Annotated in this window: 25 protein-coding genes and 7 riboswitches; of the genes, 24 read left to right on the top strand and 1 reads right to left on the bottom strand. The window is 63.9% G+C overall.

Features of this window, described 5'->3' with window-relative positions; all coding sequences use genetic code 11:
* Positions 1–110: 110 nt before the first annotated feature.
* The 4 genes from E6C48_RS05980 (at position 111) to E6C48_RS05995 (ending at position 2,731) form a co-directional block, all read left to right on the top strand.
* Positions 111–281 (top strand): universal stress protein, encoded by a 171-nt coding sequence (locus tag E6C48_RS05980; RefSeq protein ID WP_136355091.1) that lies wholly within the window; start codon positions 111–113, stop codon positions 279–281.
* Positions 282–364: 83 nt separating this feature from the next.
* Positions 365–425, top strand: a riboswitch (Fluoride riboswitch).
* Positions 426–462: 37 nt separating this feature from the next.
* Complete coding sequence (locus E6C48_RS05985; RefSeq protein WP_230978679.1) at positions 463–1,113, top strand: RNA pyrophosphohydrolase; 651 nt, start codon at positions 463–465, stop codon at positions 1,111–1,113.
* 58 nt (positions 1,114–1,171) lie between these two features.
* Positions 1,172–1,231: riboswitch (Fluoride riboswitch) on the top strand.
* A gap of 128 nt (positions 1,232–1,359) precedes the next feature.
* Complete coding sequence (locus tag E6C48_RS05990; protein WP_136355093.1) at positions 1,360–1,791, top strand: hypothetical protein; 432 nt, start codon at positions 1,360–1,362, stop codon at positions 1,789–1,791.
* A 115-nt stretch (positions 1,792–1,906) separates the two neighbouring features.
* Positions 1,907–2,731 carry an ABC transporter ATP-binding protein gene (locus E6C48_RS05995; RefSeq protein ID WP_136355095.1) on the top strand — a complete coding sequence of 275 codons (825 nt, stop codon included), beginning with the start codon at positions 1,907–1,909 and terminating at the stop codon, positions 2,729–2,731.
* A 24-nt stretch (positions 2,732–2,755) separates the two neighbouring features.
* Here the strand turns inward: E6C48_RS05995 and ppa are convergent, their stop codons facing one another.
* Complete coding sequence (ppa, locus tag E6C48_RS06000; RefSeq protein WP_136355097.1) at positions 2,756–3,289, bottom strand: inorganic diphosphatase; 534 nt, start codon at positions 3,287–3,289, stop codon at positions 2,756–2,758.
* A 53-nt stretch (positions 3,290–3,342) separates the two neighbouring features.
* Positions 3,343–3,403: riboswitch (Fluoride riboswitch) on the bottom strand.
* 324 nt (positions 3,404–3,727) lie between these two features.
* Positions 3,728–3,790: riboswitch (Fluoride riboswitch) on the bottom strand.
* A gap of 188 nt (positions 3,791–3,978) precedes the next feature.
* Between ppa and E6C48_RS06005 the strand changes: the two genes are divergently transcribed.
* From E6C48_RS06005 to E6C48_RS06100, 20 genes are all read left to right on the top strand, one after another.
* On the top strand, positions 3,979–5,694 hold the full coding sequence (locus tag E6C48_RS06005; RefSeq protein ID WP_136355099.1) for a dynamin family protein: 1,716 nt from the start codon (positions 3,979–3,981) through the stop codon (positions 5,692–5,694).
* Positions 5,695–5,816: 122 nt separating this feature from the next.
* The gene (locus E6C48_RS06010; RefSeq protein WP_136355101.1) at positions 5,817–6,602 is read left to right on the top strand and encodes a hypothetical protein; all 786 of its coding nucleotides are present in this window, start codon (positions 5,817–5,819) and stop codon (positions 6,600–6,602) included.
* Positions 6,603–6,663: riboswitch (Fluoride riboswitch) on the top strand.
* 241 nt (positions 6,664–6,904) lie between these two features.
* Positions 6,905–8,389 (top strand): MutS-related protein, encoded by a 1,485-nt coding sequence (locus E6C48_RS06015; RefSeq protein ID WP_136355906.1) that lies wholly within the window; start codon positions 6,905–6,907, stop codon positions 8,387–8,389.
* Positions 8,386–9,915 (top strand): MutS-related protein, encoded by a 1,530-nt coding sequence (locus E6C48_RS06020; RefSeq protein WP_136355103.1) that lies wholly within the window; start codon positions 8,386–8,388, stop codon positions 9,913–9,915. Before E6C48_RS06015 ends, E6C48_RS06020 begins: the two co-directional genes overlap by 4 nt.
* Before the next feature lie 30 nt (positions 9,916–9,945).
* A complete protein-coding gene (locus tag E6C48_RS06025) occupies positions 9,946–10,812 on the top strand; it encodes a nitrilase-related carbon-nitrogen hydrolase (protein ID WP_136355105.1) in 867 nt (288 codons plus the stop codon).
* An 83-nt stretch (positions 10,813–10,895) separates the two neighbouring features.
* The gene (locus E6C48_RS06030) at positions 10,896–11,054 is read left to right on the top strand and encodes a hypothetical protein (RefSeq protein WP_230978680.1); all 159 of its coding nucleotides are present in this window, start codon (positions 10,896–10,898) and stop codon (positions 11,052–11,054) included.
* A gap of 178 nt (positions 11,055–11,232) precedes the next feature.
* Positions 11,233–11,294, top strand: a riboswitch (Fluoride riboswitch).
* A 72-nt stretch (positions 11,295–11,366) separates the two neighbouring features.
* Complete coding sequence (locus E6C48_RS06035) at positions 11,367–11,684, top strand: hypothetical protein (protein WP_136355107.1); 318 nt, start codon at positions 11,367–11,369, stop codon at positions 11,682–11,684.
* Positions 11,685–11,743: 59 nt separating this feature from the next.
* A riboswitch (Fluoride riboswitch) is annotated at positions 11,744–11,805 on the top strand.
* A gap of 106 nt (positions 11,806–11,911) precedes the next feature.
* Positions 11,912–12,859 (top strand): respiratory chain complex I subunit 1 family protein, encoded by a 948-nt coding sequence (locus E6C48_RS06040; protein ID WP_136355110.1) that lies wholly within the window; start codon positions 11,912–11,914, stop codon positions 12,857–12,859.
* 7 nt (positions 12,860–12,866) lie between these two features.
* Positions 12,867–13,547, top strand: a complete 681-nt coding sequence (locus tag E6C48_RS06045; protein WP_136355112.1) for a hydrogenase — start codon at positions 12,867–12,869, stop codon at positions 13,545–13,547.
* Between the two features lie 2 nt (positions 13,548–13,549).
* Complete coding sequence (locus E6C48_RS06050) at positions 13,550–15,019, top strand: proton-conducting transporter transmembrane domain-containing protein (protein WP_136355114.1); 1,470 nt, start codon at positions 13,550–13,552, stop codon at positions 15,017–15,019.
* Complete coding sequence (locus tag E6C48_RS06055; protein ID WP_136355117.1) at positions 15,016–16,560, top strand: NADH-quinone oxidoreductase subunit D-related protein; 1,545 nt, start codon at positions 15,016–15,018, stop codon at positions 16,558–16,560. Before E6C48_RS06050 ends, E6C48_RS06055 begins: the two co-directional genes overlap by 4 nt.
* Before the next feature lie 9 nt (positions 16,561–16,569).
* A complete protein-coding gene (nuoB, locus tag E6C48_RS06060; protein WP_136355119.1) occupies positions 16,570–17,379 on the top strand; it encodes an NADH-quinone oxidoreductase subunit NuoB in 810 nt (269 codons plus the stop codon).
* Positions 17,369–19,363, top strand: a complete 1,995-nt coding sequence (locus tag E6C48_RS06065) for a proton-conducting transporter transmembrane domain-containing protein (protein ID WP_136355121.1) — start codon at positions 17,369–17,371, stop codon at positions 19,361–19,363. Before nuoB ends, E6C48_RS06065 begins: the two co-directional genes overlap by 11 nt.
* Before the next feature lie 18 nt (positions 19,364–19,381).
* Entirely contained in the window at positions 19,382–19,756 is a 375-nt protein-coding gene (gene crcB / locus E6C48_RS06070; RefSeq protein WP_206086443.1) for a fluoride efflux transporter CrcB, read from the top strand.
* 10 nt (positions 19,757–19,766) lie between these two features.
* Positions 19,767–20,108, top strand: a complete 342-nt coding sequence (locus E6C48_RS06075; RefSeq protein ID WP_136355125.1) for a DUF190 domain-containing protein — start codon at positions 19,767–19,769, stop codon at positions 20,106–20,108.
* Positions 20,109–20,149: 41 nt separating this feature from the next.
* Positions 20,150–21,448: a phosphopyruvate hydratase gene (gene eno / locus E6C48_RS06080; RefSeq protein WP_136355127.1), complete on the top strand. Its 1,299-nt coding sequence runs from the start codon at positions 20,150–20,152 to the stop codon at positions 21,446–21,448.
* Positions 21,445–22,104: a 2,3-bisphosphoglycerate-dependent phosphoglycerate mutase gene (locus tag E6C48_RS06085; RefSeq protein WP_136355129.1), complete on the top strand. Its 660-nt coding sequence runs from the start codon at positions 21,445–21,447 to the stop codon at positions 22,102–22,104. Before eno ends, E6C48_RS06085 begins: the two co-directional genes overlap by 4 nt.
* Positions 22,101–23,171 carry a CNNM domain-containing protein gene (locus E6C48_RS06090; protein WP_136355131.1) on the top strand — a complete coding sequence of 357 codons (1,071 nt, stop codon included), beginning with the start codon at positions 22,101–22,103 and terminating at the stop codon, positions 23,169–23,171. Before E6C48_RS06085 ends, E6C48_RS06090 begins: the two co-directional genes overlap by 4 nt.
* A gap of 253 nt (positions 23,172–23,424) precedes the next feature.
* Positions 23,425–23,964 (top strand): Chromate resistance protein ChrB, encoded by a 540-nt coding sequence (locus tag E6C48_RS06095; RefSeq protein ID WP_136355133.1) that lies wholly within the window; start codon positions 23,425–23,427, stop codon positions 23,962–23,964.
* A 15-nt stretch (positions 23,965–23,979) separates the two neighbouring features.
* Entirely contained in the window at positions 23,980–24,789 is an 810-nt protein-coding gene (locus E6C48_RS06100; RefSeq protein WP_136355135.1) for an endonuclease/exonuclease/phosphatase family protein, read from the top strand.
* Positions 24,790–24,869: the final 80 nt, after the last annotated feature.

The raw sequence follows: 24,869 nt of genomic DNA on the forward strand, positions 1-24,869 counted from the left end.
CAAACAGGGTAAGCGTCATTCCGGCTAGCGAAGCCTACCCGGTCGACGAAGCGGTGGAGGCGCTTCGCAGGAACGGAATCGTTCCGGAAATATGCAGGCTTGGTCCCCGATTGCCTGGCGAGCATGCGGGCGCGCATATACTGCGCCGCGCCGACGAGGTGCATGCGAGCGGCCTTGTCATGGGAGCCTATCGGTTCGGCATGGTGCTCGAATGGCTGTTCGACAGCACGACGAACCAGATATTCGCCGCGACCAGGTTGCCTCTTCTCGTGATGCATTGAAGAGGGCACGACGGTAGATGGATCGCGGCGCCTGGATTGCGGGTTGGTGCGCTCAGGTTGCTTGGTCAAGGGTTTCCGGTATGATCGAAGCAGGAGATGGAGTCCTCCTTGAACCGCCCCGTGGCTGATGACTCCTGCTGCTTCAAACGTGCCGTTGTGGCCGAGCGCAGGAGGCGACCATATGGACGAACCGAGCCTTCAGGAAATTCTGTCCGACCAGATCGTCCGGCTCGTCATGCGGGCGGACAAGGTCGACGAGCGGGCCTTGAAGGCGCTTCTGGAAGAGGCCTCGACAAACATCCGCGAAGCGCGCACAGCTCCGCAGGACGACGCGGACCGTTCGCCCTCTCTCCCGCCGTCAAGCAGGAGGTATCGTCTGGGCGTTGGCATTATGCTCATGAATCGAAACGGCGCGATCTTCGTAGGCCGGCGCATGGATCGGTCGGGGGAAGCGTGGCAGATGCCGCAGGGCGGCATCGAAGAAGGCGAAAGCCCGAAGCATGCGGCGCTCCGCGAACTGCGTGAGGAACTTGGGACATCGCAGGTCGAGATCGTGACCAGCACCGATTCCTGGCTCCAGTACGATCTGCCGGACGAGGTGGTGAAACGCCGCGGTCATGAGAGCTGGCATGGCCAGACGCAGAAATGGTTCCTCATGCGATTTATCGGCGAGGATTCCGACATCGACGTTGCCGCGGAGCACCCGGAATTCTCGGAATGGAAATGGGTCTCAGCCGAAGAGCTGGTCCGGTTGATCGTCCCTTTCAAACGGCCGCTCTACGTGGCTGTCCTGAAAGAGTTCGACACCCATCTGAGAGGCAATTCACGGTAGCTTGATCACCGCCGAGGGCCTGACCCGCATTGCGATGGCCACCTTGTGATGCTAGGCTCCCGGCCAAGGGAATGGAGTCTCCCGCAAATCGCCTCGGGCTGATGACTCCTGCTGTGGTGACAGTCACGGCAGGAGCGGGTTATCGCGCAAGGCGTACTTTCTCCTTCGATCACCGCAGGTTTGGCAATCGCCGCGAAGGACCGACGATCGTCCTCGCGCGCGCCTAGGCAGAGGATGGAGAACCAGATGACTACCGCCAACCCGAACTATGCAGCAGTGTACCAGCCTTACTACCTCGATGTGGCGCCGATGATCGAGGCGCTGCGGTTCCAGCCTTCGGATTTTGAATTCAAGCAAGGCTGGCTGCGCCATGTTCCCAGCCGGCATCTCTTCCGCTTCGACCGCAAGGGAAAGGTCGTCATCGACGCCCGCTGCAGTTGCACGGGCCAGGCGGTGGCCCGGGAGCAGGGGGAACAGCTCCACACCGCTTTCAAGGCCTGGCACGAATACTACTGGCGGCCGCTGGAGATCGACCGGGACTTCGCGTCGCATTTCGCCGAACCGAACGCCTGGGTCCGGTTGTTCCGCGACATCAGGATGGCGTGGCGCAGGTTCAGGAGGCAGGCCGCGCCCGTAACGCTTCCGTCGGAGGTCATGGGCGTGGCCCCCGCCGAATAGCGTCAGGTCACGATCCGTCGAAACCGCCCCCATGACGCGCATTGCCGCGTAAGCGGGCAGCCGCGTCTTGCGACCGTCGCCGCCCTCGAAAGCGCGGCGACGGGGCAGGTGTCGAATGGATGGCATCTCACCCACGTCCATGACGTTTCCCAAGCCGAAAGAACGCGAGCGAGATGTCGTGCTGTCCGTCAGCGACGTGTCCGTCTCGTTCGGCGACGCCGTCGTGCTCGACGGGGTCTCATTCGACGTCTTCCGGGGAGAAATACTCGGCTTCGTAGGTGCGACAGGCGGCGGCAAGTCGGTCCTGCTGAGAACTGTGCTCGGACTCCATAGGAAAACGTCCGGCACGATCCGCCTGTTTGGCTTCGACATCGACAGGTTGGCTGATGAGGAACGGCTCCGTATCGACATGCGCCTTGGTGTTCTTTTCCAACACGGGGCGCTGTTCTCGTCGTTGAACCTGCTGGAGAACATCCAGGTGCCGATGCGTGAGTACCTCGATCTGCCGAAGCCGCTGATGGACGAACTGGCGCTGCTCAAGATCGAACTGGTCGGGCTGAGTCCCGGCGATGCGCTAAAGTTTCCGTCGGAACTGTCCGGGGGCATGATCAAGCGCGCCGCCCTTGCCCGCGCCCTCTCGATCGATCCTGAAATCGTGTTCCTGGACGAGCCGACGTCCGGCCTCGATCCCATCGCCGCGGCGGAATTCGACGAGCTGGTTGCGAAGCTGCGGGAAACGATGGGGCTCACCGTCTACATGGTGACCCACGATCTCGACAGCCTGTTTTCGGTATGCGACCGGGTGGCCGTGCTGGGCGACGGGAGAGTGATCCTCGAGGGGACGATCGAGGATATGCTGCGGAGCGAGGAGCTTTGGATCAAGGCCTACTTCCGAGGCAAACGCGCCCGGCAACTCGATTTGGCCGGCCGACGGCGATGAAGTCTCCGGCTCGCAGGCACGAAGCTACCAGTGCCCTCGATAGCGCGCGTGCGCCTCGCTGATCAGCCTCCTGGCCTCCGCAGCGTCTCCCCAGCCGACGATCTTGACCCACTTGCCTGGCTCGAGATCCTTGTAATGCTCGAAAAAGTGCTGGACTTGTTTCAGCGCTATCTCCGGCAGCTGCTCTGCTTCTTCTATCTGTTCGTATCGGCGGGTTATCTTGCTCGTGGGGACTGCGATGATCTTTTCGTCGGGGCCTGCCTCATCCTGCATCAGGAGAACGCCGATCGGTTTCACTGCGATAACGGCGCCCGGGATGAGCGGGCGACTGTTGGCGATGAGAACGTCGCAGGGATCGCCGTCGGCCGACAAGGTTTTTGGAATGAAGCCGTAGTTGCCCGGGTACCGCATCGGCGTATGCAGGAACCGGTCGACGACCAGAACTCCCGACTTCTTGTCCATCTCGTACTTGATGGGCTCGCCGCCGATAGGAACCTCTATGACGACGTTCACTTCCTTGGGAGCGCGCGCGCCTATCGAAATCGCATCGAAATTCATACCTGCTCTCGCTCGGTCGCCGAACCGGGCGTGAGCCGGGATTCGGGAGTTTGACGGACGTAGGAGTCATCAGCCGAGCGGCGGTTACGGGGGCACTCCATCCCCATGGGATGGCGTAGGGGCACCGCACGCGGGTGTCAATCGCCATTTGATCGTCGCGGGCGCTCCCTCGTCCCAGGCGGAAGAAAAAGGCGGCCCAAGGGAGAGGGCTCCTCGGGCCGCCAGTGAACAACAGACCGCTGGATCGCCCTGATCGGCTGGAGGCAATCCAAGCATGGACGGACAGAACGGGGGACCTGCCCTGTCCGCTTTCAAGCCCGTTGTCGGCCGGCGGCGATACCTCCCAAGGTCGCTTGCGCACGAACGGTCGAAATCGACCGTCCTCGCCGCCGGCTACGTCGGATTTTGGCAGGATGAAACGGATTCCTGCCGTCGTTCCGACTGGCAGGAGTCATCAGCCACGAATGGCGTTCAATGGGGGACCCCATCCCCGCGGCTACGTTAGGGCGTGTGCCGTGCCGCATCAAGAGTGCGGTAGCGAAGGTCACAAAAATCTGTCGGAGATTGCCGCGAGGCTCGTGCGTTCCTATCTTCGGCAAGGGATGGAGTCCCCCGACATGCCCGATAGCTGATGACTCCTGCCGTTTGGACGGCGCGCCATCCGTGGCCGCCGAGGCAGGAAGGTCGCTATGGATCTGCGCGAATACGAACGGGCCAAATTCGCCTTGGCGGAAATCCTCCGGTCGGCCGCGACGCTGGCGAAAGGCGATCACGGCGGGGAAATAGAGGACAGGTTCCGGGATCTGTTCGCCAGGCTGGCGGAAGACAGGTTCAACCTCGTATTCATCGGACGCTTCAGCCGCGGCAAGTCGTCCCTGATGAACGCCATCCTGGGAACCGACCGCCTGCCGACGGGCATCGTGCCGCTTACTTCCGTCGTTACGACGGTCGGCTACGGCACCAGCGAGAAGGTGATCCTGCGCTATCGAGGAAAGCATCTGGATATCCCGGTCTCGATCGAGGACCTGTCCCGCTACGTTACCCAAGAGGGCAATCCCGGAAACGAACTTGGGATCGCGACGGCCAACATCGAACTGCCCGCGCAGATCCTGCGCAGAGGCTTTCACTTCATCGACACGCCGGGACTGGGATCGGCCATTGCCGAAAATACGCTGACCACCGAATCCTTCCTCCCCGAAGCCGACGCCCTCGTGCTTGTCACCAGCTACGAAAGCCCACTGTCCGAAGAAGAAATCCGGTCCCTGGAGACCATGGGGTCCGGCCTGCAGGTCTTCGTGATAATCAACAAGCAAGATCTCGCGTCGGAAGACGAACGGCGCCAGGCGGCGAATTTCGTCCGTGAGCAACTGAAAGCGCGCTTCGGCGACGCGGCGCCGGAAATCTTCTCCGTCTCGGCGCGCGACGCGATCGCTGCAAAGCTCTCGCGTGACCAGTCCTTGCTCGCGTCGAGCGGCATGCCGGAGTTCGAGGCGCGGCTCGCGGAGTTTCTCGTCGACCGCAAGCAAAGCCGCTTCCTGGCACGGATGTGCGATCGCGTCCGTTCGTTGCTGGAAGGCCTGCCGCCATTGACGGGGATCGCTGACCTTCTCGGACAGGTCGAGGCGTTGGGCAAGACGTTCGGAGTGAGCGTCGAAGGCAGGCGGTCCGCCCCGAGGGTGGGGGAAGCCTTCAGCGCGCGTCAGCTGCGCTCTTGCGAGATTTGCGCGAGTGTCGACGAGGCGCTGTGGGAGTTTCTCCGACGCTACCAGTACCGGCTGGTTGCCGAGGGCGACGAACGCGAGCGGTTCGCGGGCCGCTCGGGCTTCTGCCCGTTTCACATCTGGGAATACCGTGCGATAGCCTCGCCCTACGGAACCTGCGTCGGTTTCCCGCCGCTGCTCGACCGGTTGGCGGAACAGTTGCGAAAGGCGGTCGCATCCGGCCGCTCCAGTTTCGTGGCGTCGGCGGTCGAAACCGCTCAGCTTGCCGAGCACGACGCTTGCGCGATGTGCGCGATCCGCGACAAAGCCGAAGCGCGAGCCATTAGCGGGTTGGCCGGCCGGTTCCGGAAGAGCGCGGACGAGACGCTCACCGGGCTCTCCGCAGTGTGCCTGACGCACCTCGGTATGCTGGCGGAAGCCCTGGCGGACGATTCTTCCTTGCTGCGGACGCTGGCTGCGCACCATGTGGAGCTCCTGGAACGCGTCGCCGAAGACATGCGCGCCTTCGCTTTGAAACACGACGCCGTGCGGCGTCCTCTCGAGACAAGGGAGGAGCAGACCGCCGCCGAGCGTGCGCTTTTCCTGCTCGCCGGCCTGCGCAACGTGAATTTCGCGGCAGGCGCCACAGGTCCCCGGACAAACGGGCGTCGCTCCGAGCCGACGCGAATCCGAAAGCGAGGCTGACGCTCATGTCGTCGAACGAAAACCATGATCTCGAAGCCGCGATAGGCCTGCTGCGTTCCCTACATGACGGCGACCGCGGCGTCCTCGCGGTCATAGCTTGCGGGCACGACGCCATTCCCCACTTGCAGGACGTGCTGCTCAGGAGCGATCCCAGCGGATTGTTCGAGGCCAGATGCCGCGCGGCAAGGGCGCTCAAGGCACTGGGAGGCGGCAACGTATTGGCCTCCTTCCTGTCGGCTCCCCGTCTGGCCGCAGATCCCATGCAGCGTCTCGGTGACGAGGCGGTTGTCGAGGCGGCGGCGCGCGCCCTGGCGGAAGCGCGTCGCGACGATGCGAACTTCCGGCTCCTGTTGCGGCTTGGACACGAGTTTTCGTATCTCGCGGGCGTGGTCGAGGCTCTCGGCAGCTTCGACCGTCCCGAGGCAGCGCGTGTTCTCGTCCTGGCGCTGGGAGAGGACACGGCAAGACCTTCAGCCGAAGCGGCCCTACTGCGCCTTGGCCGAGCCGCGTTGCGCTTTCTCGTTCCGGTGGCAGCATCGCCATATCCCTCGGCGGAGGTCGAGAGTGATGCGAGCCGGCGCAAGCGACGGAGCGCGTTGGCACTCGTTTGGCAAATAGGCTGTACAAAACGTACGTGGCGGCGCCTGCGAAGCCTCGTGCACGACAAGGACGCGCGGATTGCGGCTCTCGCCTGCAAGCTCTGCCTGTTGCACGGCTCGGCGGCGGAGCGGGCGAAGGCAGCCGGGCGCCTTGCCGAACTGTTGGCCGACGCCGACTGGATGCTGCGGGCGGAAATCCAGGGTGGCTGGGCGGGGCGTACGGACCTTTCCGACATCCATGCCGATCCGAAAGGCCGGACCGCCATCGCCCACCCGCCCATTGACAAGTTCGGACGGAGCCCGACATAGTGCCGGGCAGGCGATGGAGTTCGCCTTTAAGCGCCTTGCGGCTGATGACTCCTCCGACCGTTCACCGAACGGAAAGGAGGTTTTGGAAAATGCCCGCAGCGCGCGTTCCCGACCAGGATAACGATGTCGGTCCCGGCAACCCTACTGGCGAACTGGCGGTTCGCCAGACCCCGCGGCAAGCCCCGCCGGGGAAACGTCCGCCGCCAGGCGGTTCCGGACACGCCGAGATTTTCGACGCTGCCGAAGCGGAGCCTTTCGAAAGCATCCTGTTTCCGCCTGGATCGGAACGGGAACGGCGCGAAATGGATGACGAACCGGGCTGCTTTGTCGATCTCAATCTCGACCAGGTGATCGCGAGCGCTGTCGCCAAGTACGACGAAAGTCGACTCCGTCCTTTCTTCTACTCGACCTACCGCAACGAAGACGTCGTCCGCTATCGCCAGGAGGTGTTCCGCGACTTGGAGGATCCCGAGGTTCTGGGTCTGATACCGACCTTCTGCGATGGGATGCGCAAGGTCAGGCTGGAGTTCGAATTCGCCGGGAAGGTGCGATACAAGCGCCACCGCCAGATGGTGCTCTTTGGGGCAATCCAGAGTTATTGCGGCACGGTCAGGGGCTTCGCAGGAAATCTGGGCGACGCCAGGCTGCGCTCGCGCGGCCTAAGGAACCTGCGTGGGTATCTGGACAGCTATGTCGCGTCTCTGCCGTTCACTGCGCTGACCGCCGAGACCGACGAAATGCACGAGAAGCTGTCCGCCATTCGCTACAGCATGCTCATCCACGGTGACAAGGTGACGGTGCGCAAATACGCCGGAGAAGCCGACTACAGCGCTATGGTTCGCAGCCAGTTTGAACGGTTCAGGAACCTCGACCCCGAAGGAAAGGAGTCTGAGGAGAAGAAGCCAGACACGTCGCTGAATCATGTCGAAGAAGGCATACTGGATTTCATTGGCGACCTGTACCCAGAGATATTCTCGGCTCTGGAAGCTCACCTGAAACGCCATGCCGATTTCATCGACGAAACCGTGGCGCTGTTCGATCGGGAAATCCAGTTCTTCCTTGCCTATCTCCACTTTGTCGAACCGTTGAAGCAGGCAGGCCTGAACTTCTGCTATCCCGAGGTTTCGGCTTCCGACAAGTCGATCTCGGTACGGCAGGGCTTCGACCTGGCGCTCGCCGCCAAGCTGGCCGGAGAGAAGAAACCCGTCGTCGGCAACGACTTCCTTCTCGACGGACCGGAGCGCCTGATCGTCGTGTCCGGCCCCAACCAGGGCGGCAAGACGACCTTCGCGCGCATGTTCGGCCAGCTCCACTTCCTTGCCGGGCTCGGCTGCCCGGTACCGGGCATGGAGGCGAAGCTGTTCCTCGCCGATCGGGTCTACACCCATTTCGAGCGCGAGGAGGACATCACCAATTTGCGCGGCAAGCTGGAGGACGAGCTTGTGCACCTGCATGAGACCGTCGGCCAGATGACCGGCGACAGCATCGTCATCCTCAACGAGATCTTCAACTCGACTAGCCTGCAGGACCAGATATTCCTCAGCCGCCAAGTGCTGGACGGCATTCTGGCGACCGACGCGATCGGCGTATGCGTCACCTTCATCGACGAACTGGCGTCGCTTAGCGAGAAGACGGTGAGCATGGTCAGCACCGTCGTGCCCGACAATCCGGCTGTGCGCACCTTCGAGATTCTGCGCAGGCCCGCCGATGGCCTCGCCTATGCGCTGTCGCTGGCCGAGAAGCACAACGTCACCCACGAGCGCCTGCGCGACCGGATCAAGCCATGAAGACGCTGCTCATGCATCCCGACAGGGATTTCGACGCCACGGTTCCGAAATCGAAGGAAAACGACGACTACGCGCAGGATATCGAGCTTGGCGTTCTGCTGGACGCGATGGCAGCCGGCGATCCCTATCTCAGAGAGATCGCGCAGGCGGCGCTGTTCGGGGCGTGGGGCAACGACATGGGCACTATCCTCTATCGGCAGGATATCCTGAAAGACTGCCTTGCGAACAAGGACGTCGTGCGACTGTTTTATGAGCTTGCCCAGGAGCCATTCAACCGCAGGAACGACCGGCTTTATAGGCCGTTCGGAGACGAGCCGTCGGTGAAGGTCTCGACCTCGGTGCGGACATTGAAGGACGCGCTCGACGTGCTGCGGCGGCTGCGCAACACCTGCAACGTCTACTATAAGGGCTTCAGCTCGGCAGGTTTCACCCGCTTCTTCAAGACACTGAACGACAGCCTCGACGACGGCTATCTCGCTTCCGTCAATTCCGATCTCGAGCAGCTCCAGTTTTCGTCCGGCGTCCTGATAAGCGCCGGGCTGGGGGAGGGCGGCAAGGGCGTCGACTTCATGCTGAGGCACCCGCAGGAGCGCGACACGCATCTGATCCAACGGCTGACTACGTCGGCGCCCAAGAGCTATACCCTTCAACTGCATCCGCGCGACGAGGCGGGCGCGCAGGCTCTTGGCCAACTCCAGAACCGCGGCCTCGGCCTCATTTCCGACGCTCTTTCGCAATCCGCGGAGCATGTCTTCGGCTTCCTGAAGATGCTTGCCGCCGAGCTCGCCTTCTATCTCGGCTGCCTCAACCTTCACGACGCGTTGACTCGCATCCACGAGATCACGACGTTCCCCGAGCCTTCGTCCGAACCCCGCATCTTCTCATGCCGCGAGCTGCGCGACACATGCTTGGCGCTGACCCTGAAGCAGCCGGCGGTCGGCAACGACGCCGACGCTGACGGCAAGCAGCTCGTCGTCATCACCGGCGCCAACCGCGGCGGCAAGTCGACCTTCCTGCGCAGCGTTGGCCTTGCCCAGTTGATGATGCAGTGCGGGATGTTCGTCACCGCGCAGGTCTTCTCTTCGTCCCTGCGCACGGGACTGTTCACCCACTACAAGCGCGAGGAAGACCGCAGCATGAAAAGCGGCAAGTTCGACGAGGAGCTGGCGCGCATGGACCGTATCGCCGACCGCATCCGCAGCCGTTCGATGATGCTCTTCAACGAGTCGTTTGCGGCGACCAACGAGCGGGAAGGATCGGAAATCGCCAGGCAGATCGTGCTCGCCCTGCTTGACCGCGAGATCATGGTCTTCTTCGTCTCGCATATGTACGAGTTCGCGCGCGCCTTCTTCGACGACAAGGACGTGAAGACCCTCTTCATGCGCGCCGAACGCGGGGAAGACGGCGAGAGGAGCTTCCGACTTCGCGAGGAAAAGCCGCTGCCGACGAGCTTCGGGGCCGATCTATACACCGCGATATTCCAGACGGCGCCTGAGCCGGAAACGGCTGACGGAACGTCGAGGTAGCTGAACTGATCGGAGCAGGGAGGAAGACGAATGCCTAAAATCCGTGGCGGCCTGATCCAGATGGGCCTGAAGCGATCGTCCGGCGATACGCCCGCCGAGATCGCAAAGGCGATGCTCGAAGCCCATGTTCCGTTGATCGAGAAAGCCGGAGAGGCCGGCGTCCAGGTGCTTTGCTTCCAGGAGGTGTTCACGCAACCCTATTTCTGCCCGAGTCAGGATTCGAAATGGTATGCGGCAGCCGAACCTATTCCGGACGGTCCCACCACGAAGCTGATGCAAGGTTTCGCGAAGAAGCACGCTATGGTCATCGTCGTGCCTATCTACGAAGAGGCTATGACCGGCGTTTACTACAACACCGCGGCCGTCATCGACGCGGACGGCACCTATCTCGGCAAGTACCGCAAGACGCATATCCCGCAGGTGGCGGGTTTCTGGGAAAAGTTCTTCTTCAAGCCTGGCGCTTCGGGATACCCCGTGTTCGAGACGCGCTATTGCAAGCTGGGAGTCTACATTTGCTATGATCGCCACTTTCCGGAAGGCTGGCGCGCGCTGGCGCTGAACGGGGCGGAATATATCGTCAATCCATCCGCGACCGTGGCGGGCCTTTCCGAGTATCTCTGGAAACTTGAGCAGCCGGCCGCGGCCGCAGCAAACGGCGTCTATATCGGCGCGATCAACCGTGTCGGGAAGGAGGGGCCATGGAACATCGGGGAGTTCTACGGCCAAAGCTACTTCGTCAACCCGCGCGGACAGATCGAGGCCGTCGCAAGCCGCGGCGAGGACGAACTTCTCGTGCACGATCTCGACTTCGACATGATCCGCGAGGTGCGCGACACTTGGCAGTTCTTCCGCGACCGTCGGCCCGAGACGTATGCGCCGCTTGTCATGATCGAATGACGGGAATGGCGTGGGGTTTGCCGAAGCGACGGCTTCGGGGCCATCCCTCGGTTCAGGACGATTATTCACAAGCGAGGTAGGACGTGTCCAACAGCCATCCCGTTCCGGAAGCCGTGGCAACGGCAATCTCCGCCGGAGAGAACGCGGTCAAGGCGATGCGCGAGTTCGTCGGCTACACCGTGGAAGAGCGCGGTCGCGTGCGGGCTGGCCGCCGACGAGATCGCGCGCATCGAATCCGGTGACGACAGCGATTCAGCCAGGCTAAGCCGTGTCGCGCACGCGCTGGGACTGCCGGAGGACGCGGTTCTTCCTCGTTGAGGCAACGGCCCGCTGCGCCGCGCCGCAATCCTTGCGGAACGCGGCATAGCGCGAAGCTGTCATGTCATCGGACGGTCTTGCGGGGGGCCGTTTTTCTGGTACGGTGAAGCCGGGAATGGAGTCTCCCAAAATTGCCTTCGGTGGCTGATGACTCCTGTCGCAATCGCGATGGGAGCCGTGTTGGCCGCTTTGCCTTCAGGATGCGCCCGTCGCCGTGAGGTGGAGAGAGGTGCATCATGCTTCCCGCATTGCTGAAAATTTCGCTCCAGTGGCTGTGGCAACGCTCCATGGGGCTGATTGCGCCTGCAGACTGGCTTGTTCCCCGCATGGCCCGAAGCGATTCCAAGGCGCGCGCTGACATTGGTCGCGGCCACCGGATGGCGTACCATCGATGGCACGCTTGGTATCCCGTCTGGCCAGAAGACGACTTCGGCGTCTTCTGGCTCGAGCCCGTCTGGGTTCGATACGATCCGGTTCGCGACCGTTGGTCCTACCGGTCGCTCAGGACCGAAGTGCAGAAGCGAGAGGAGCTTGAACGGGTATATCCGTTCTGAAAAGCGCCGCCTGTCCCGGCCGGGTTGACTTCCATCCGAGGCGGTCCATATTATCCCGCACGATACAAGGTGATGGAGTTCACCTTTAACCGCCCTCAGGGCTGATGACTCCTCCAGGCGCCGCCAAGGCACGGAGGAGTTATGAGAAAATCTCCAGACAGGGAAGTCGGGTCAAAACCCGGAAGCGCCGCAGGATTTGTACCGCGTAGCGTCGCGGAGGCTGTGTCGTGAGCCTGCGCGAGATCGTCCTGCAGGTCTGCCAGGTCTTCACGGTGATCGCCTTCGCGCCGCTGCTCCAAGGCTTCATCCTGTGGGCGGAGGAGCGCGTGCAGCGCTCGGCAGGCCCGAGCGTCTTCCAGCCATATCGCGATCTGGCGAAACTGTTCCGCAAGCAGATCGTCGTGCCGCGAACCGCGTCGTGGATTTTCTGGATCGCGCCGGTCGTCGCGTTCACATGCATGCTGACTGTGCCGGTCCTTATCCCGGTGCTGACGAACTTTCCGCTGCCCTATTCCGACATGGGCGACATCCTCGGCGGCGGCCTTATTCTCACTCTCGGCTCCTTCATGATCGTGCTGGCTGGCCTCGATTCGGGAAGCGCCTATGGCGGCGTCGGGTCGAGCCGCGCCGTCATGCTGGGCATCCTCGCCGAGCCTACGCTGATCCTGGTCTTCGTCGGTATCACGCTGCTCGCCAAGGCGATGATCCCGTTCGTGGTCAACCACCTGCTGGTCGACAGCCCGGCCGTCTACTGGAGCCCAGCGCATCTCTTCCTGGTCGCCGCTTTCTTCGTGCTTCTGCTGGTCGAGACGGATCGGCTGCCGATCCATTCGAGCACCCACATCGAGGTCTACATGATCGAGGAGGCGCGCGTCCTCGAATATTCGGGGCCGCTGCTCGCGCTCATCAAATGGGCGTCGATGATGAAGCAATTCATCCTCTACACCATTTTCTGCAACGTCCTTATCCTGCCCTGGGGCCTGTCGGCCCAAGGCACGGCTATCGGCGCGCTCGGCGCGCTGGGCGCCATCCTGCTGAAGTTCCTGCTGGTGGCGCTCGCCGTCGTCGTGGTCGAGACCATCCAGTCGCGGCTGCGCTTCTACCGCTACCAGGAGCCGCTCGCGGCCTCCTTCCTGCTCGCCGTCGTCGCCATCATCAGCACGCAGCTGGGGTAGTCCGGATATGGTCATCGCGCATCTCGAGCCGCTCGCCGCCTCCTTGTTCAGCCTGATGACGATCATCAGCCTGCTGCTGGCGTTCGTCATGCTGGGGTCGCGTTGGCTCGACAACTACCTCTACGCCTTTGCCGCCGAATCCTGGGTGATCGCCGGGCTGTCAGCCTCGGTCGGCTACTACGGCGGCTATCCCGAGCTCTATCTGGTGGCGATCCTGACCGGGCTGTTCCGCGGCCTGCTGCTGCCGTACCTTCTGTGGCGGATCATCAAGCGGCTTTCGGTCAGCCGCGAGCTGCACGAGATCCTGCGGCCGAGCTCGGCGCTGGTCGCAGGCGCCGTGGCCGTCGTCTTTTCGCTGGTCGTCGCCTACCGCATCGGCGGCGAGCTCGGCCTGTCGGGGACGGTGGCGGTGCTGGCGCTCACCGTCATGCTGTCGATGAAGCTGATCGGCTTCCTGATGCTGACGGTGCGGCACGAGGCGATCAGCCATATCCTCGGCCTGCTGATCCTCGAGAACGGCATCTTCCTCGGCGCCCAGATCCTTGTGCCGGGCATGCCTCTGCTGATCGAGCTCGTCATTCTGTTCGACCTGCTGATCGTCGTCGCCTGTTTCGGCGTGCTGGTGCGTTACCTGGTGAGCCAGGTCGGCTCGACGTCGAGCCTCCAACTCAAGCGGCTGGTGGGATGAGCATGTCCGGGCTTCTTCTCATCCTCCTGGTGGCTGCGCCCGCGATCGCGGCGGCGAGCGCGCTGGTGAGCAACAATGCCCGCCTTGCAGAGGGCGTCAATCTGCTGGCCGCCGCCGTTTCCCTGGCATGCGCGATCCTTCTGGTCATCGCGGCCGGGGCCGGGCGAGGGGGCACCTGGTGGGCTGGGTACATCCTGCTCGACGTGACTGGCGCCTGGGTCGTGCTTTGCGGAGCGGTCGTCTATCTGCTCGCCTCGATCTACGCCATCGGCTACATGCGCCTGCTGGATGAGGAAGAGCGGCTACCGCGCTTCTACGCACTGTTCGCCGCCTTCGCGCTCACCATCCTCGCTGGCCCATTGATGAACAACGCCGGGCTCTACTGGATCGCAATCGAGCTGACCACGCTGGTCAGCACCTTCCTCGTCGCCTTCGAGCGTGACGCGGGCGCCATGGAGGCCGCCTGGAAATACATCATCGTCGTGTCGGCCGGCATCTCAGTCGCGTTGCTCGGCACCGTGATCTTGTACTGGGGCGGTAGCCTTGTGCTCGGGCCGACCTACGACCTGACCTGGCAGGAGCTGCGCCGCGCCGCGCCTGAGATGAACCCCGGCATCCTGACGCTCGCTTTCCTGCTTGTCCTGGTCGGCTACGGCACGAAGGTAGGACTTGCCCCAATGCATACATGGCTTCCGGACGCGCATTCGGAAAGCCCGGCTCCCGTGTCGGCCATGCTGTCCGGGGCGCTGCTCAACGCCGCCATGCTGGGAATCGTACGCTTCCTGTCGATCGTCGACGCTGCCAAGGTGGGTTCGCTGCCGCGCGGGGCCTTCATCGGCCTCGGCCTGTTTTCGGTGCTGGTCGGAACGCTGTTCATCGTGCGCCAGCGGGGCGTGAAGCGGCTGATGGCCTATTCCAGCGTCGAGCACATGGGCATCATGGCGCTCGGCTTCGGCTTCGGCGGGCCGCTCGGCGTCGCCGGCGCGCTCTATCACATGCTCAACCACTCTCTGAACAAGTCGCTGATGTTCTTCGGCGCGGGCAACGCCATGCGCGCCTACGGCACCAAGCGCATCGCCGGCATCGGCGACGTCATGGGACGGATGCCGTCCCAGGGCGGGCTGTGGCTCGCTGGTGCGGCCGCGATCACGGGCGCGCCGCCCTTTGGCCTTTTCTTAAGCGAACTGACGATCCTGCGCGCCGGCTTCCACGGCGGATACGACTGGATCGCCTGGGCGATGGCGCTCCTCCTGATCGTCATCTTCATCGGCTTCCTGAACCATTTCCGCATCATGTATTTCGAGGTGGAGCAAGCCCGTCCGGCCAAGGCACTGGCGCGGCTCTCCACTTGGTGCATCGCGCCGATGTGGCTGGCGCTGCTGCCGCTGCTGGCGTTCGGCGTTTGGTGGCCGCAAGGTTTCAGTGCCTATTTCGATCTCGTCGCGCATTCGCTTCTGGGGAGCCAGCCATGAGCGGCGAGACCAGCGTGGATCGCATCGTCCCGGTCAACGCGGCGACTCTGCCCCAAGCGGTCGCCGAGACAACGGTCGGGCCCGACGAGCTTCCGGCAAAGGCGCGACAGCTATGGGACGAAGGCGGCCGCATGCAGACGGTCTATGCGCGGTGGAAGGAGCCGCGCCGGCTGGAGCTGCGCTATCTCGTCAGCCGCCCGAAGCCCAAAGGATTCGAGACCTGGATCGTTGAGCCCGGCCGCAAGCGCGTGCCGAGCCTTGCCGATATCTGGCCGCTGATCGGCTGGTCCGAGCGCGAGGTCACCGACCTGTTCGGCTTCGCTTTCGCCGAGCATCCCGAACCGTTCCGTCTGGTGCTGCACAAGGGCGCCCGGGTCGAGCATCCGCCTTTCGATCCGCGCGCCAGCGACATGCCGATCCCGGTAAGTGGCGAGAGGCGCACCGTGCCTGCCGTGGCCGGGGACAAGGAGGACGTTCAGCTCCTCCCTTACGGCCCGGTGCGCGCCGACGTCGTCGAGTCAGGCGAGTTCCTGTTCTTCTATCTTGGCGAGCACATTCTACACTATCACCCGCAGCTCTTCTTCAAGCATCGCGGCATGGAGAAGCGCTTCGAGGGGCTGGAGCCGCAGGCCGGCACGGTACTTGCCGAGCGCGTCTCCGGGGTCGGCAGCGTCGCGCACGCGCTCGCCTACTGCCAGGCGGTCGAGGCGGCGGCCGGCTGCGCCGTGCCGAAGCGGGCGGCGTGGCTGAGGGTATTGCTGGCGGAGATGGAGCGGCTCTACAACCATCTCCACTATCTCGGCCATCTTGCCGACACCACGACGCTGAAGGTCGGGCAGGCTGAAGGCAGGCTTCTCGAGGAACGCGCCAAACAGCTTAACGCGCGCCTAACCGGTAGCCGCTTCCTTCGCTCGGTGCTGAAGCCCGGCGGCCTGCGCCGAGAGCTGTTGCCAAAGGACTGGCTGCCGGACGAACTGGAGGCGATCCGCCGGGAGGCCGCGCGCTACGCCCAACTTCTGAGCGACACCGACAGTTTCCTCGACCGCCTCATCACCACGGGGCCATTGTCCCGCAAGGTGGCTTTCGACCAAGGCGCGACCGGACCCGTTGAGCGCGCCTCAGGCGTCGACCGCGATCTGCGCCGTGATTATCCCTATGCCGCCTATGCCGACCTGCCGCTGACGGTACCCGTGGAGACGGCGGGCGACGCCTATGCCCGCTTCAAGGTGCGCGCCGCCGAGATTGACGCCAGCTTCGTGCTGATGCAGCGCGCGCTCCTGCTGCTGCCGGACGGGCCGATCGACGTCCCGTGCAGGGCGCATGGCGGCTCGCATGGGCTGGGGTGGGCGGAGTCCTCGCGCGGCACGCTGTTCTATGCCGTCCATCTCGGAAAGGACGGCAGGCTCGATCGGGTGAAGATCAAGTCGCCGTCCTTCTCGAACTGGCGCGTGTTTCCCTTCACCGTGCACGATTCCAACATGATGGATTACGCCATCAACGAGGCGAGCTTCGGCCTCACCATCGCCGGCTGCGACAGGTAGGAGGCGGACATGGCGCTGTGGACCCTGTTCGGACTGAAACGCGGTAAGGCCACGACGCGATGGCCGACTCCAGGCCAGACCGACGACGGCCAGGACGGCGTGCTGGGCATGCCGCGCTACCATCCGGAGCTGTGCGTGGAAGGCTGCCAAGCCTGCGCCGAGGTCTGTCCGACCGGGGCGATAACCATTCGGGAAAACGGTCGCGACGGCGACGGCATGTTGGCGGTGGACTACGGTCGCTGCGTGGTCTGCCAGCTCTGCACAGAAGTCTGCCCATCTGGTGCCATGGCTCCATCCGGCGACTGGGCGTTCGGCGTTTCCCGGCGCGAGGACCTCGTCTGGGCGCAGCGTGCCGACGCCTTGCCCGCCGCAATCGAGCGTCCGGGATTCACCCGCAGCCTGCACATCCGCCATGTCGACGCCGGCTCCTGCAACGGCTGCGAGTCGGAACTTCAGGCGCTCAACAATCCGTTCTACAATTTGCACAGGCTTGGCATTTTCTTCACGCCGTCGCCGCGCTTCGCCGATCTCCTGCTGGTCACCGGCCCGGTGACCAACGCCATGCTGGAGCCGCTCAAGGCCACCTACGACGCTATGCCGGAGCCGCGCTGGGTCATGGCGGTCGGCACCTGCGCCGTGTCCGGCGGCGTTTCCGGCGGCGGCTATGCTTCGGGGCATGGACTTGAGGGCGTGCTGCCCGTCGACGTGTGGCTCCCGGGCTGTCCGCCCAATCCGGCCGCGATCATCGAGGCGCTGCTGATGTTCCTGAACCGCAAGCCGCAACGCGTCGTCGGCGGGAGGGTCGACCATGGCGAATGAGCTTCTGGGTGCCGCAGCGCTGCTGTGGGCGGCCGCCGCGATCATCGCCCTGATCGGTGTCGGCGGGATCGTTGCACGCGCGCTGTTAGTGGCTGGCGGGCTAGCGGGGATCGCCGCCGCGCTCGTCTGCCTGCCGAAGGGGACGGAAACTCTCATGTTGCCCACCACCTTGGGCGAGGGACCCGTGCTGTTCAGGCTGAGCGCCGATGCGCTGTGGCTGATGGGTTTCGGGCTTGCGCCGGCCGTGCTTGCATGCGCACTTTCGACTCCTTCCACGAGAGGCGAATACGGCTGGCTGTTCGGCGCGGCGGCGAGCCTTCTCGGGGCGCTCGGCGTCTTCGGCTTGCAGGACGGCGCGTCCTTGCTGATCGCTTGGGAGGTGATGAGCTTCGGCGGCGCGCTGATGATTCTCAGCGAACGGCTCGCTGCCGCCGCCGCGCGCTCGGTGCTGTTCATGCTCGGCCTGCTCGAGGTCGGCGCAGTGGCGCTGATCCTCGCCGTCGTACTCATGGCCGTGCCGACGGGCAGCCTGTCGTTCGGCGCATTCGCCGGGGCAGCCGCGACCCAGGGCGCAGGCTGGGAAATTGGAATAGGCATCCTCTTCCTGGTCGGCTTCGGCGCCAAGCTCGGCATCCTTCCTTTCTACGAATGGTTCCCTGCCGCCTATGGGTCCGGTAGCGGCGCTTCAGGAGCGATCATGTCCGGGGTCGTGCTCAACGCTGCCTTCTTCGGCCTGGCGCGCGCGCTTGTCGGTTGGCTGCCAGCGGCTACGCCCGGGATCGGCATCGTCGTCGTGGCGGTGGGCACTGTAAGCGCCGTGCTGACCATCCTCTATGCCTTCCAGCAGGAAGACTGGCGTTGCCTGCTATCCTTTTCGTCCGCGGAGAACGCTTCCATCGCCGTAGCGACGCTGGGAGCCTGCATCATGTTCCGAGCGGACGGCCAGATGCGGCTCGCCGGCCTCGCCTGGACGGTGGCGCTCATCCATCTTGCCGGACATGCGCTGGCCAAGGGGGCGCTGTTCCTCGCCGCCGACGGCGTCTACCGCTCGACACGCAGCTACGCGATCAGCCACACCCATCTGCTCGCCCGCAGCGCCTGGCCGTTCGGCCTAGGCGCGTTGTTCGCCGCCATGAGCCTTGCAGCCATGCCGCCGCAGGCCGGCTTCGTCAGCGAATGGTACGTGTTCCAGACGATCTTCCAGGGCTTCCATCTGTCGACGCTCGGCGACCGCCTGACGCTCGCAATCGCCGGTGCCGGCCTCGCGCTGACGGCCGCCGTCGCCTTCGCGACCTTCGTCAAGGTATTCGGCATCGGACTGCTCGGCCGAACCGCGCGGGACACAAGGCCGATGTCCGTCGGAATAACGAGGTCCGTGGCCTTGCTCGGGCTCTGCGTCATCGCCTTCGCCGCAGGCATGCCTGTCTGGCTCGCAGGCCTCGATCCCGCTGCGGGCGGCCTGTTCGGCAGCCATGTGCCGCTCGACATGCGCGTCGGCTGGGTGCTGGTGCCGGGCACCGGCGCACCGATCGCGCCAGACCGCAGCTTCGCCTTCATCTCGCCCAGCCTGCTCGTGATCGCCATGCCGCTGCTGTCGCTCCTGCCGATCCTGTTGCTCGCTCTGTCGCGCCGCTTCGCCGTGCGCCGCGCCCCGGTCTGGTACGGCGGCCTGCCGCAGGACCCGGAACGCGCCTCGACCACGGCGCTGACCTTCTCCAATGCGCTGAGGACCTTCTACGCCTTCATCTACCGCCCGACGCTGACGACCACGCGCGAGACCAACGGCCAGCCCTATTTCATCCGCCGGCTGGTCTTCAGCCACGATGTGGCGCCGATCTTCGGCCCATACCTTTTCTCGCCGCTGGTGCGTTTCGTGCGGCTACTGGCGGAGAAATTCAGCCATCTGCAGTCGGGACATCTCAATTTCTACCTTGCCCTGATCGGCGCCCTGCTGGTGCTGATCCTAGCGCTGACGCTGATATGAGAAAGACGAAAGGCAATCATGTGGACCTACATCGCCATCGCCATAGGAGGGACGCTCGGTTGCTGGGCGCGCTATGCGATGACCAACCTCGTCCAGGCGATCTGGGGCAACGCCTTTCCCTACGCCACGTTGAGCATCAACCTGCTCGGCAGCTTCGCCATGGGCTTTCTGTTCATCGAGACGTTGGAGCGCCTGACGCTCGCACCGGAGCTGCGCACGGGAATCCTGACCGGCATTCTCGGCGGTTTCACCACCTTCTCCACCTTCGAGATGGAAACCTTCCTGCTGGTCGAGCAGGGCAGCTTCGGCAAGGCGGGCCTCTATGTCCTGCTCTCGGTTGGCCTCGGCTTTCTCGGCGCGTTCGGCGGCGCCTATCTCGCACGCAACCTCTGAGGAGCGTCCCATGACCAGCGAAGTCATCGTCGTACGCATCTACATACACGAGGCCGAGCAGGGCCGCCGCACCAACCTCCAGCAGGAGATCCTGACTCTTCTGCACGATCAGCAACGGGTGCAGGGGGTTACCGTCTTCCGCGGCATCGCCGGCTTCGGCGCCAGCGGTGCGGTGCACGCGGCCGACCTGCTCAGGCTCACAGTCGACCTGCCGATCGTCATCGAGTTCTACGACAGGCCGGACGTCGCCCAAGCGGCCATGAAGCTGCTGCATGGACTGGTGCCGGACGGCCACGTCATTTGGTGGCGCGCCAATTGCAGCGACCTCTCGCAGGATCCGCCTGCGGCCTGACCGCCGTTTTCCACTCTTCCCTCCAATCCTATGGACCATCCATGAAGCACCAGATCGAAACCGTCAGCGCCCAGGAAATCCTCGATTCTCGCGGCAATCCCACCATCCATGTCACCGTCAGCCTGACGAACGGCGTCATAGGACAGGCTGCCGTGCCGTCCGGCGCCTCGACGGGCGAGAACGAGGCCGTTGAGCTGCGCGACGGCGATAAGAATCGCTTCGGCGGCAAGGGCGTTCTCAAGGCGATCGCCGCGGTCGAAGGAGAGATCGCCTCGGCCGTCGCCGGGCTGTCGGCGCTCGATCAGGCCGCGATAGACGGCGCGATGATCGCGCTCGACGGCACGCCCAACAAGACCCGGCTCGGCGCGAACGCCATTCTCGGCGTGTCGATGGCGGCGGCCCGGGTGGCCGCTTCCTCGCTCGGCCTTCCCCTGTGGTCGTGGCTTGGCGGCTGCGGCGCGCGCCGCCTGCCCATGCCGATGATGAACGTCATCAACGGCGGCGCCCATGCCGATAACGGCCTCGACATGCAGGAGTTCATGATCGTTCCCGTCGGCGCGTCGAGCTTTGCGGAAGCCGTCCGCTTCGCCAGCGAGACCTTCCATGCATTGAAGGCGCTGCTGCACGAACGGGGTCTCTCGGTTTCGGTCGGCGACGAGGGAGGCTTCGCGCCGCGCCTGTCCGGCAACGACCAGGCCTGCGAGGTCATCGTTGAGGCGATCGAAAAAGCCGGGTACGAGCCCGGCAAGGACATCGCCATCGCGCTCGATCCTGCGGCCAATTCGATGTGGCGCGACGGGCACTACGAATTGCGCGGCGCCAAAATGCTGACCAGCAACGACATGACGGCGCTCTACGGCCGCTGGATCGACCGCTTCCCGATCATCTCGATCGAGGACGGGCTGGCCGAGCACGACTGGGAGGGCTTCGCCGCGCACACCGCGGCGCTAGGCGACCGCGTCCAGGTCGTCGGCGACGACCTTTACGTCACCAATGTCCAGTACATCGAGACCGGGATTCGGCGGAAGGCGACGAACGCGGTCCTCATCAAGCTCAACCAGATCGGCACGGTCACCGAGACGATCGCCGCCGTCGATGTCTGCCGTTCGGCGGGCTGGGGCTACGTCATCTCGCACCGCTCTGGCGAGACGGAGGACGCCTTCATCGCCGACTTCGCCGTCGCCATGGGCGGCGGCCAGATCAAGGCGGGAGCGCCCAGCCGCGGCGAACGGACCGCGAAGTACAACAGGCTGATGGCGATCGAGCGCGCCTTGGGCGACAGCGCGCTGTTCGCCAATCCTTTCGCCTCCCGGGGCAGCGGCGAGGCAAACAGCGGGTGACCAGAGTTCCTGACAGCCGTGTCCTTGTCCTGCTCCGTCATGGCGAAAGCCAGGGAAACGCCAGGAACGTGTTCACCGGCTGGATGGATTTAGGGCTTACGCCAAAGGGCGAGAATGAAGCCCATGCCGTTGGCAGGAATTTCCGGCAGGAAGGCCTGTCGTTCAGGCACGTGTTCGTTTCGGCTCTTGGCCGGACCATGGAGACCGCTCGGTTGCTCGCGAGCGAACTGGAGCGCGTTCCAGATGACTTCTATGTCTCGGCGGCCCTGAACGAAAGGGACTACGGCCAGCTCGCGGGATTGAACAAGGACGAGGCGCGGCAGCGCTGGGGCGACGAGCAGGTACGGGTCTGGAGACGTTCCTACGCCACCGCCCCTCCCAGCGGAGAATCCCTGCGCGACGTCGTCGCCCGCGTTGTTCCGTACTATCTCCGGTCGATCCTTCCCCTGGTTCTGCGCGGCCAGGAGACGTTGGTCGTCAGCCACGGCAACGTTCTGCGCGCCTTGACGATGGCGATCGAAGGTTACGGACCCAACGAGATCGAGACGGTCGAATACGCGCCGGCGGAGGCCGTGGTCTACCGATTGCATGCCGACGCCACGATCGGCGGCGAAGAGCGCGTCGCTCCGCCTGTGATCGATGGGGCGAACCGATGATCGCGCTCGCGTTCTGGATCCTGCTGGCGACCGTACTCTGCATGACCTGCTCGCTCCTCGAGGCGACGTTGCTGAGCGTCCGCGTGCCGAAGCTGCTTGCGGCGGCGAAGAGAGGCGATGGTGGCGCGGCGCGTCTCGCCGAGATCAAGCGCGGGCGCACAAGCGATGCCATCAGCGCCATCCTGACCATCAACACGCTGGCGGGCACGATCGGCGCGGGCTTTGCAGGTGTGCAAGCCGCACACCTGTTCGGCGACGCCGCCGTCGGCCTGGTTTCGGTGCTGCTGACGATCCTGCTCCTCGTTGTCTCCGAGATCATTCCCAAGACGTTCGCCGCGACCCATGCGATGACGCTGGCCGGAGCGGTTGGGAACGCGCTGTTCTACCTTCTTAAGGTCATGGCGCCGGTCCTGTTCCTGACGCGGGCGATCACCAGCCGTCTTTCCGGCGGAGATGCGGAAAGCCTGACCCGAAAGGAACTGGCGGTGATCATCGCGTCCGCTCCGGACGAAGGCGCCATCTCGGGTTCCGAAGCGGAGCTGCTGTCAAGCATGGTCTATGCCCAGAACGTCACGCTCAGGGAGGTCAACACGGCGGCCGACTATGTCGTCATGATGGACGAGGCGGCGACCGTCGAGGAGTTCGTCGCCGCCGAAGAGGCTGCCTCTTTCAGCCGCATTCCACTCTATCGCGGAAGCCGAAGCGAAGTCGTTGGCTACGTGATGCAGCGCGACGTCCTGCGGGCCGCGATCGACAAGAGCGCCGGTCATCGGAAGCTTTCGGAATTCCTGCGGCCGATGCCTCCTCTACGATCCGATCTTAACATCCGTGCCGCCACGGACCGTCTCCTCCATGCGCGCGAATCCATGGGGGCTGTCGTGGACCGTCAGGACGGGTTTCTCGGCATCGTGACGATCGAAGACCTTCTCGAGGCGCTCACAGGCCTCGACATCACTGACGAACCCGATGACGTCGCGGCGCAGAGGGAGACGGCGGAAACGGTGCGCCGGAAACGTGTGGCCAGGCTTCGCAGGCGGACAGGTCGGTGGGTCGACACGGACCAGTAGTCCATTCGTCCTGGATTCTATCGACTATTGATGCGTCACGTATGGGCCTCGCGGCGGCATGGGGATGGACTTGGCCCCCGCCGATTTTAGCTCTCCGCGCCTACGTAGATCTGTGTGGCGAGTTGCCGTTGACATCATGTCCCTCCATGCCCACCGGGATAGACCAGCCGTCGAAAAGCGAGATGACACATATCATCGATATTGCACGAATTGTATGGTTGACATGTAACGACTGTAACATCATAAATTCGCCATGGCGAACACATGGATCCTCCTCACGTACAAGGTTCCCTCGGAACCCGCCGCCAAGCGCATCGCGCTTTGGCGCAAGCTGAAGGGTATGGGAGCCATCTATCTCCAGAACGGCGTGTGCCTGCTGCCGAAGACGGACGACCATCTGCGTCGGCTGAAAATGCTGGAAAACGACGCCGTCGAGATGGGCGGCGAGGCTGTTCTCCTTGAGACGGGGCCACTTGATCGGGCGCAGGAGGAAAAAGTCGTCTCCCGCTTCAAGGCAGATCGTGACGAGCAATACCGCGAATTTCTGGCCAGGTGCGCGGACTTTGAAGCCGAGATCGCAAGGGAGACGGCCGACGAGCATTTCACCTATGCGGAGCTGGAAGAAAACGACGTCGATCTGAAGAAGCTTCAAGGCTGGCTCGACAAGATCAGCAAGCTTGATTTCTACGGCGCCACACTCGCTGCCGAAGCCGCCGAGCGCCTGAATGGCTGCGAGACCCTGCTCGACGCCTACGCCAAGCGTGTCTTCGACGCCCATGACGAAAACAACTGACAGGCGCGCGCTTCCATGACGCTGACCATTCTGACTTGGAATACGCTCTTCGGCGGCCGGGACGGCGCGGACGACCGACGCGCGCAAACGCAAATCAAGGTGATCTCGCGGATCAAGCCAGATGTCTTCCTAATGCAGGAAGCCAAAGGGTTCGACGCCGCGGGGGGAGCGTTGCTGCACGCGTTGGAAGCCCAGATCGGGATGCGCGGCTTTCTGGCCATCGCGCCGCGCACCGGGCAGAACTTGGCGATCTTCATCCGCGAGCCGCTGCGACCGCTCGCCTTCGAGGCGGACGGCGCAAATTTCCATCACGCCTTGGCGACTCTCAAGGTCGCGCTGCCCGGCTCGCATAGGCCGCTGACGCTCATCGGCGCGCATCTGTGCCCATACGGCCCGTCTGTTCGCTGTCGTGAGGCGGCCTATCTCGCCGTTCAAGCTGCTCCTGGCTCGTCTGCACTGCTGGCGGGCGATTTCAATTCGGCCTCGCCACACGACCCCGAACCGGAGGGCTTCGATGTGCTGCCTTCTCACCATCGCGCCCGTTACGTCGCCGACGATCTCAAAGGAGCCGACAGAGGCGTGCTCGCTCATCTGGAAGCGGCCGGGTGGGTCGATATCGGCCATGCGCTCGACAAGGCGATTACGCCGACCGTGCCAACGGCCGCTTTCACCGGCACCGAGTTCGCAAAGATGCGCTGCGACTATCTGCTCGCGACTGCAGCGCTCGCAGTCGGTGCGAAACGCTATGAAGTGATCCGCAACCCTGAAACGGACGCCGCATCCGATCACTATCCGGTTGTCGCCACGCTCGAGGTTCCGGCATGAACAGGGGAGCCTTACCATGTGACTGCCACCGCTGGTCGATTGAGTCGGCCGAGAACGGCGCCGGACATATTGTGGATAGG

Origin of the sequence: Ollibium composti (genome assembly GCF_004801285.1) — a bacterium.
Lineage (GTDB): Bacteria > Pseudomonadota > Alphaproteobacteria > Rhizobiales > Rhizobiaceae > Mesorhizobium > Mesorhizobium composti.

Bases quoted from the DNA above. Each gene is read 5' to 3' on its own strand.
- E6C48_RS05985 (WP_230978679.1), top strand. From the start codon at position 463: ATGGACGAACCGAGCCTTCAGGAAATTCTGTCCGACCAGATCGTCCGG.
- E6C48_RS05990 (WP_136355093.1), top strand. From the start codon at position 1,360: ATGACTACCGCCAACCCGAACTATGCAGCAGTGTACCAGCCTTACTAC.
- E6C48_RS05995 (WP_136355095.1), top strand. From the start codon at position 1,907: ATGGATGGCATCTCACCCACGTCCATGACGTTTCCCAAGCCGAAAGAA.
- ppa (WP_136355097.1), bottom strand. From the start codon at position 3,289: ATGAATTTCGATGCGATTTCGATAGGCGCGCGCGCTCCCAAGGAAGTG.
- E6C48_RS06005 (WP_136355099.1), top strand. From the start codon at position 3,979: ATGGATCTGCGCGAATACGAACGGGCCAAATTCGCCTTGGCGGAAATC.
- E6C48_RS06015 (WP_136355906.1), top strand. From the start codon at position 6,905: ATGGATGACGAACCGGGCTGCTTTGTCGATCTCAATCTCGACCAGGTG.
- E6C48_RS06020 (WP_136355103.1), top strand. From the start codon at position 8,386: ATGAAGACGCTGCTCATGCATCCCGACAGGGATTTCGACGCCACGGTT.
- E6C48_RS06025 (WP_136355105.1), top strand. From the start codon at position 9,946: ATGCCTAAAATCCGTGGCGGCCTGATCCAGATGGGCCTGAAGCGATCG.
- E6C48_RS06035 (WP_136355107.1), top strand. From the start codon at position 11,367: ATGCTTCCCGCATTGCTGAAAATTTCGCTCCAGTGGCTGTGGCAACGC.
- E6C48_RS06045 (WP_136355112.1), top strand. From the start codon at position 12,867: ATGGTCATCGCGCATCTCGAGCCGCTCGCCGCCTCCTTGTTCAGCCTG.
- E6C48_RS06050 (WP_136355114.1), top strand. From the start codon at position 13,550: ATGTCCGGGCTTCTTCTCATCCTCCTGGTGGCTGCGCCCGCGATCGCG.
- E6C48_RS06055 (WP_136355117.1), top strand. From the start codon at position 15,016: ATGAGCGGCGAGACCAGCGTGGATCGCATCGTCCCGGTCAACGCGGCG.
- nuoB (WP_136355119.1), top strand. From the start codon at position 16,570: ATGGCGCTGTGGACCCTGTTCGGACTGAAACGCGGTAAGGCCACGACG.
- E6C48_RS06065 (WP_136355121.1), top strand. From the start codon at position 17,369: ATGGCGAATGAGCTTCTGGGTGCCGCAGCGCTGCTGTGGGCGGCCGCC.
- crcB (WP_206086443.1), top strand. From the start codon at position 19,382: ATGTGGACCTACATCGCCATCGCCATAGGAGGGACGCTCGGTTGCTGG.
- E6C48_RS06075 (WP_136355125.1), top strand. From the start codon at position 19,767: ATGACCAGCGAAGTCATCGTCGTACGCATCTACATACACGAGGCCGAG.
- eno (WP_136355127.1), top strand. From the start codon at position 20,150: ATGAAGCACCAGATCGAAACCGTCAGCGCCCAGGAAATCCTCGATTCT.
- E6C48_RS06090 (WP_136355131.1), top strand. From the start codon at position 22,101: ATGATCGCGCTCGCGTTCTGGATCCTGCTGGCGACCGTACTCTGCATG.
- E6C48_RS06095 (WP_136355133.1), top strand. From the start codon at position 23,425: ATGGCGAACACATGGATCCTCCTCACGTACAAGGTTCCCTCGGAACCC.
- E6C48_RS06100 (WP_136355135.1), top strand. From the start codon at position 23,980: ATGACGCTGACCATTCTGACTTGGAATACGCTCTTCGGCGGCCGGGAC.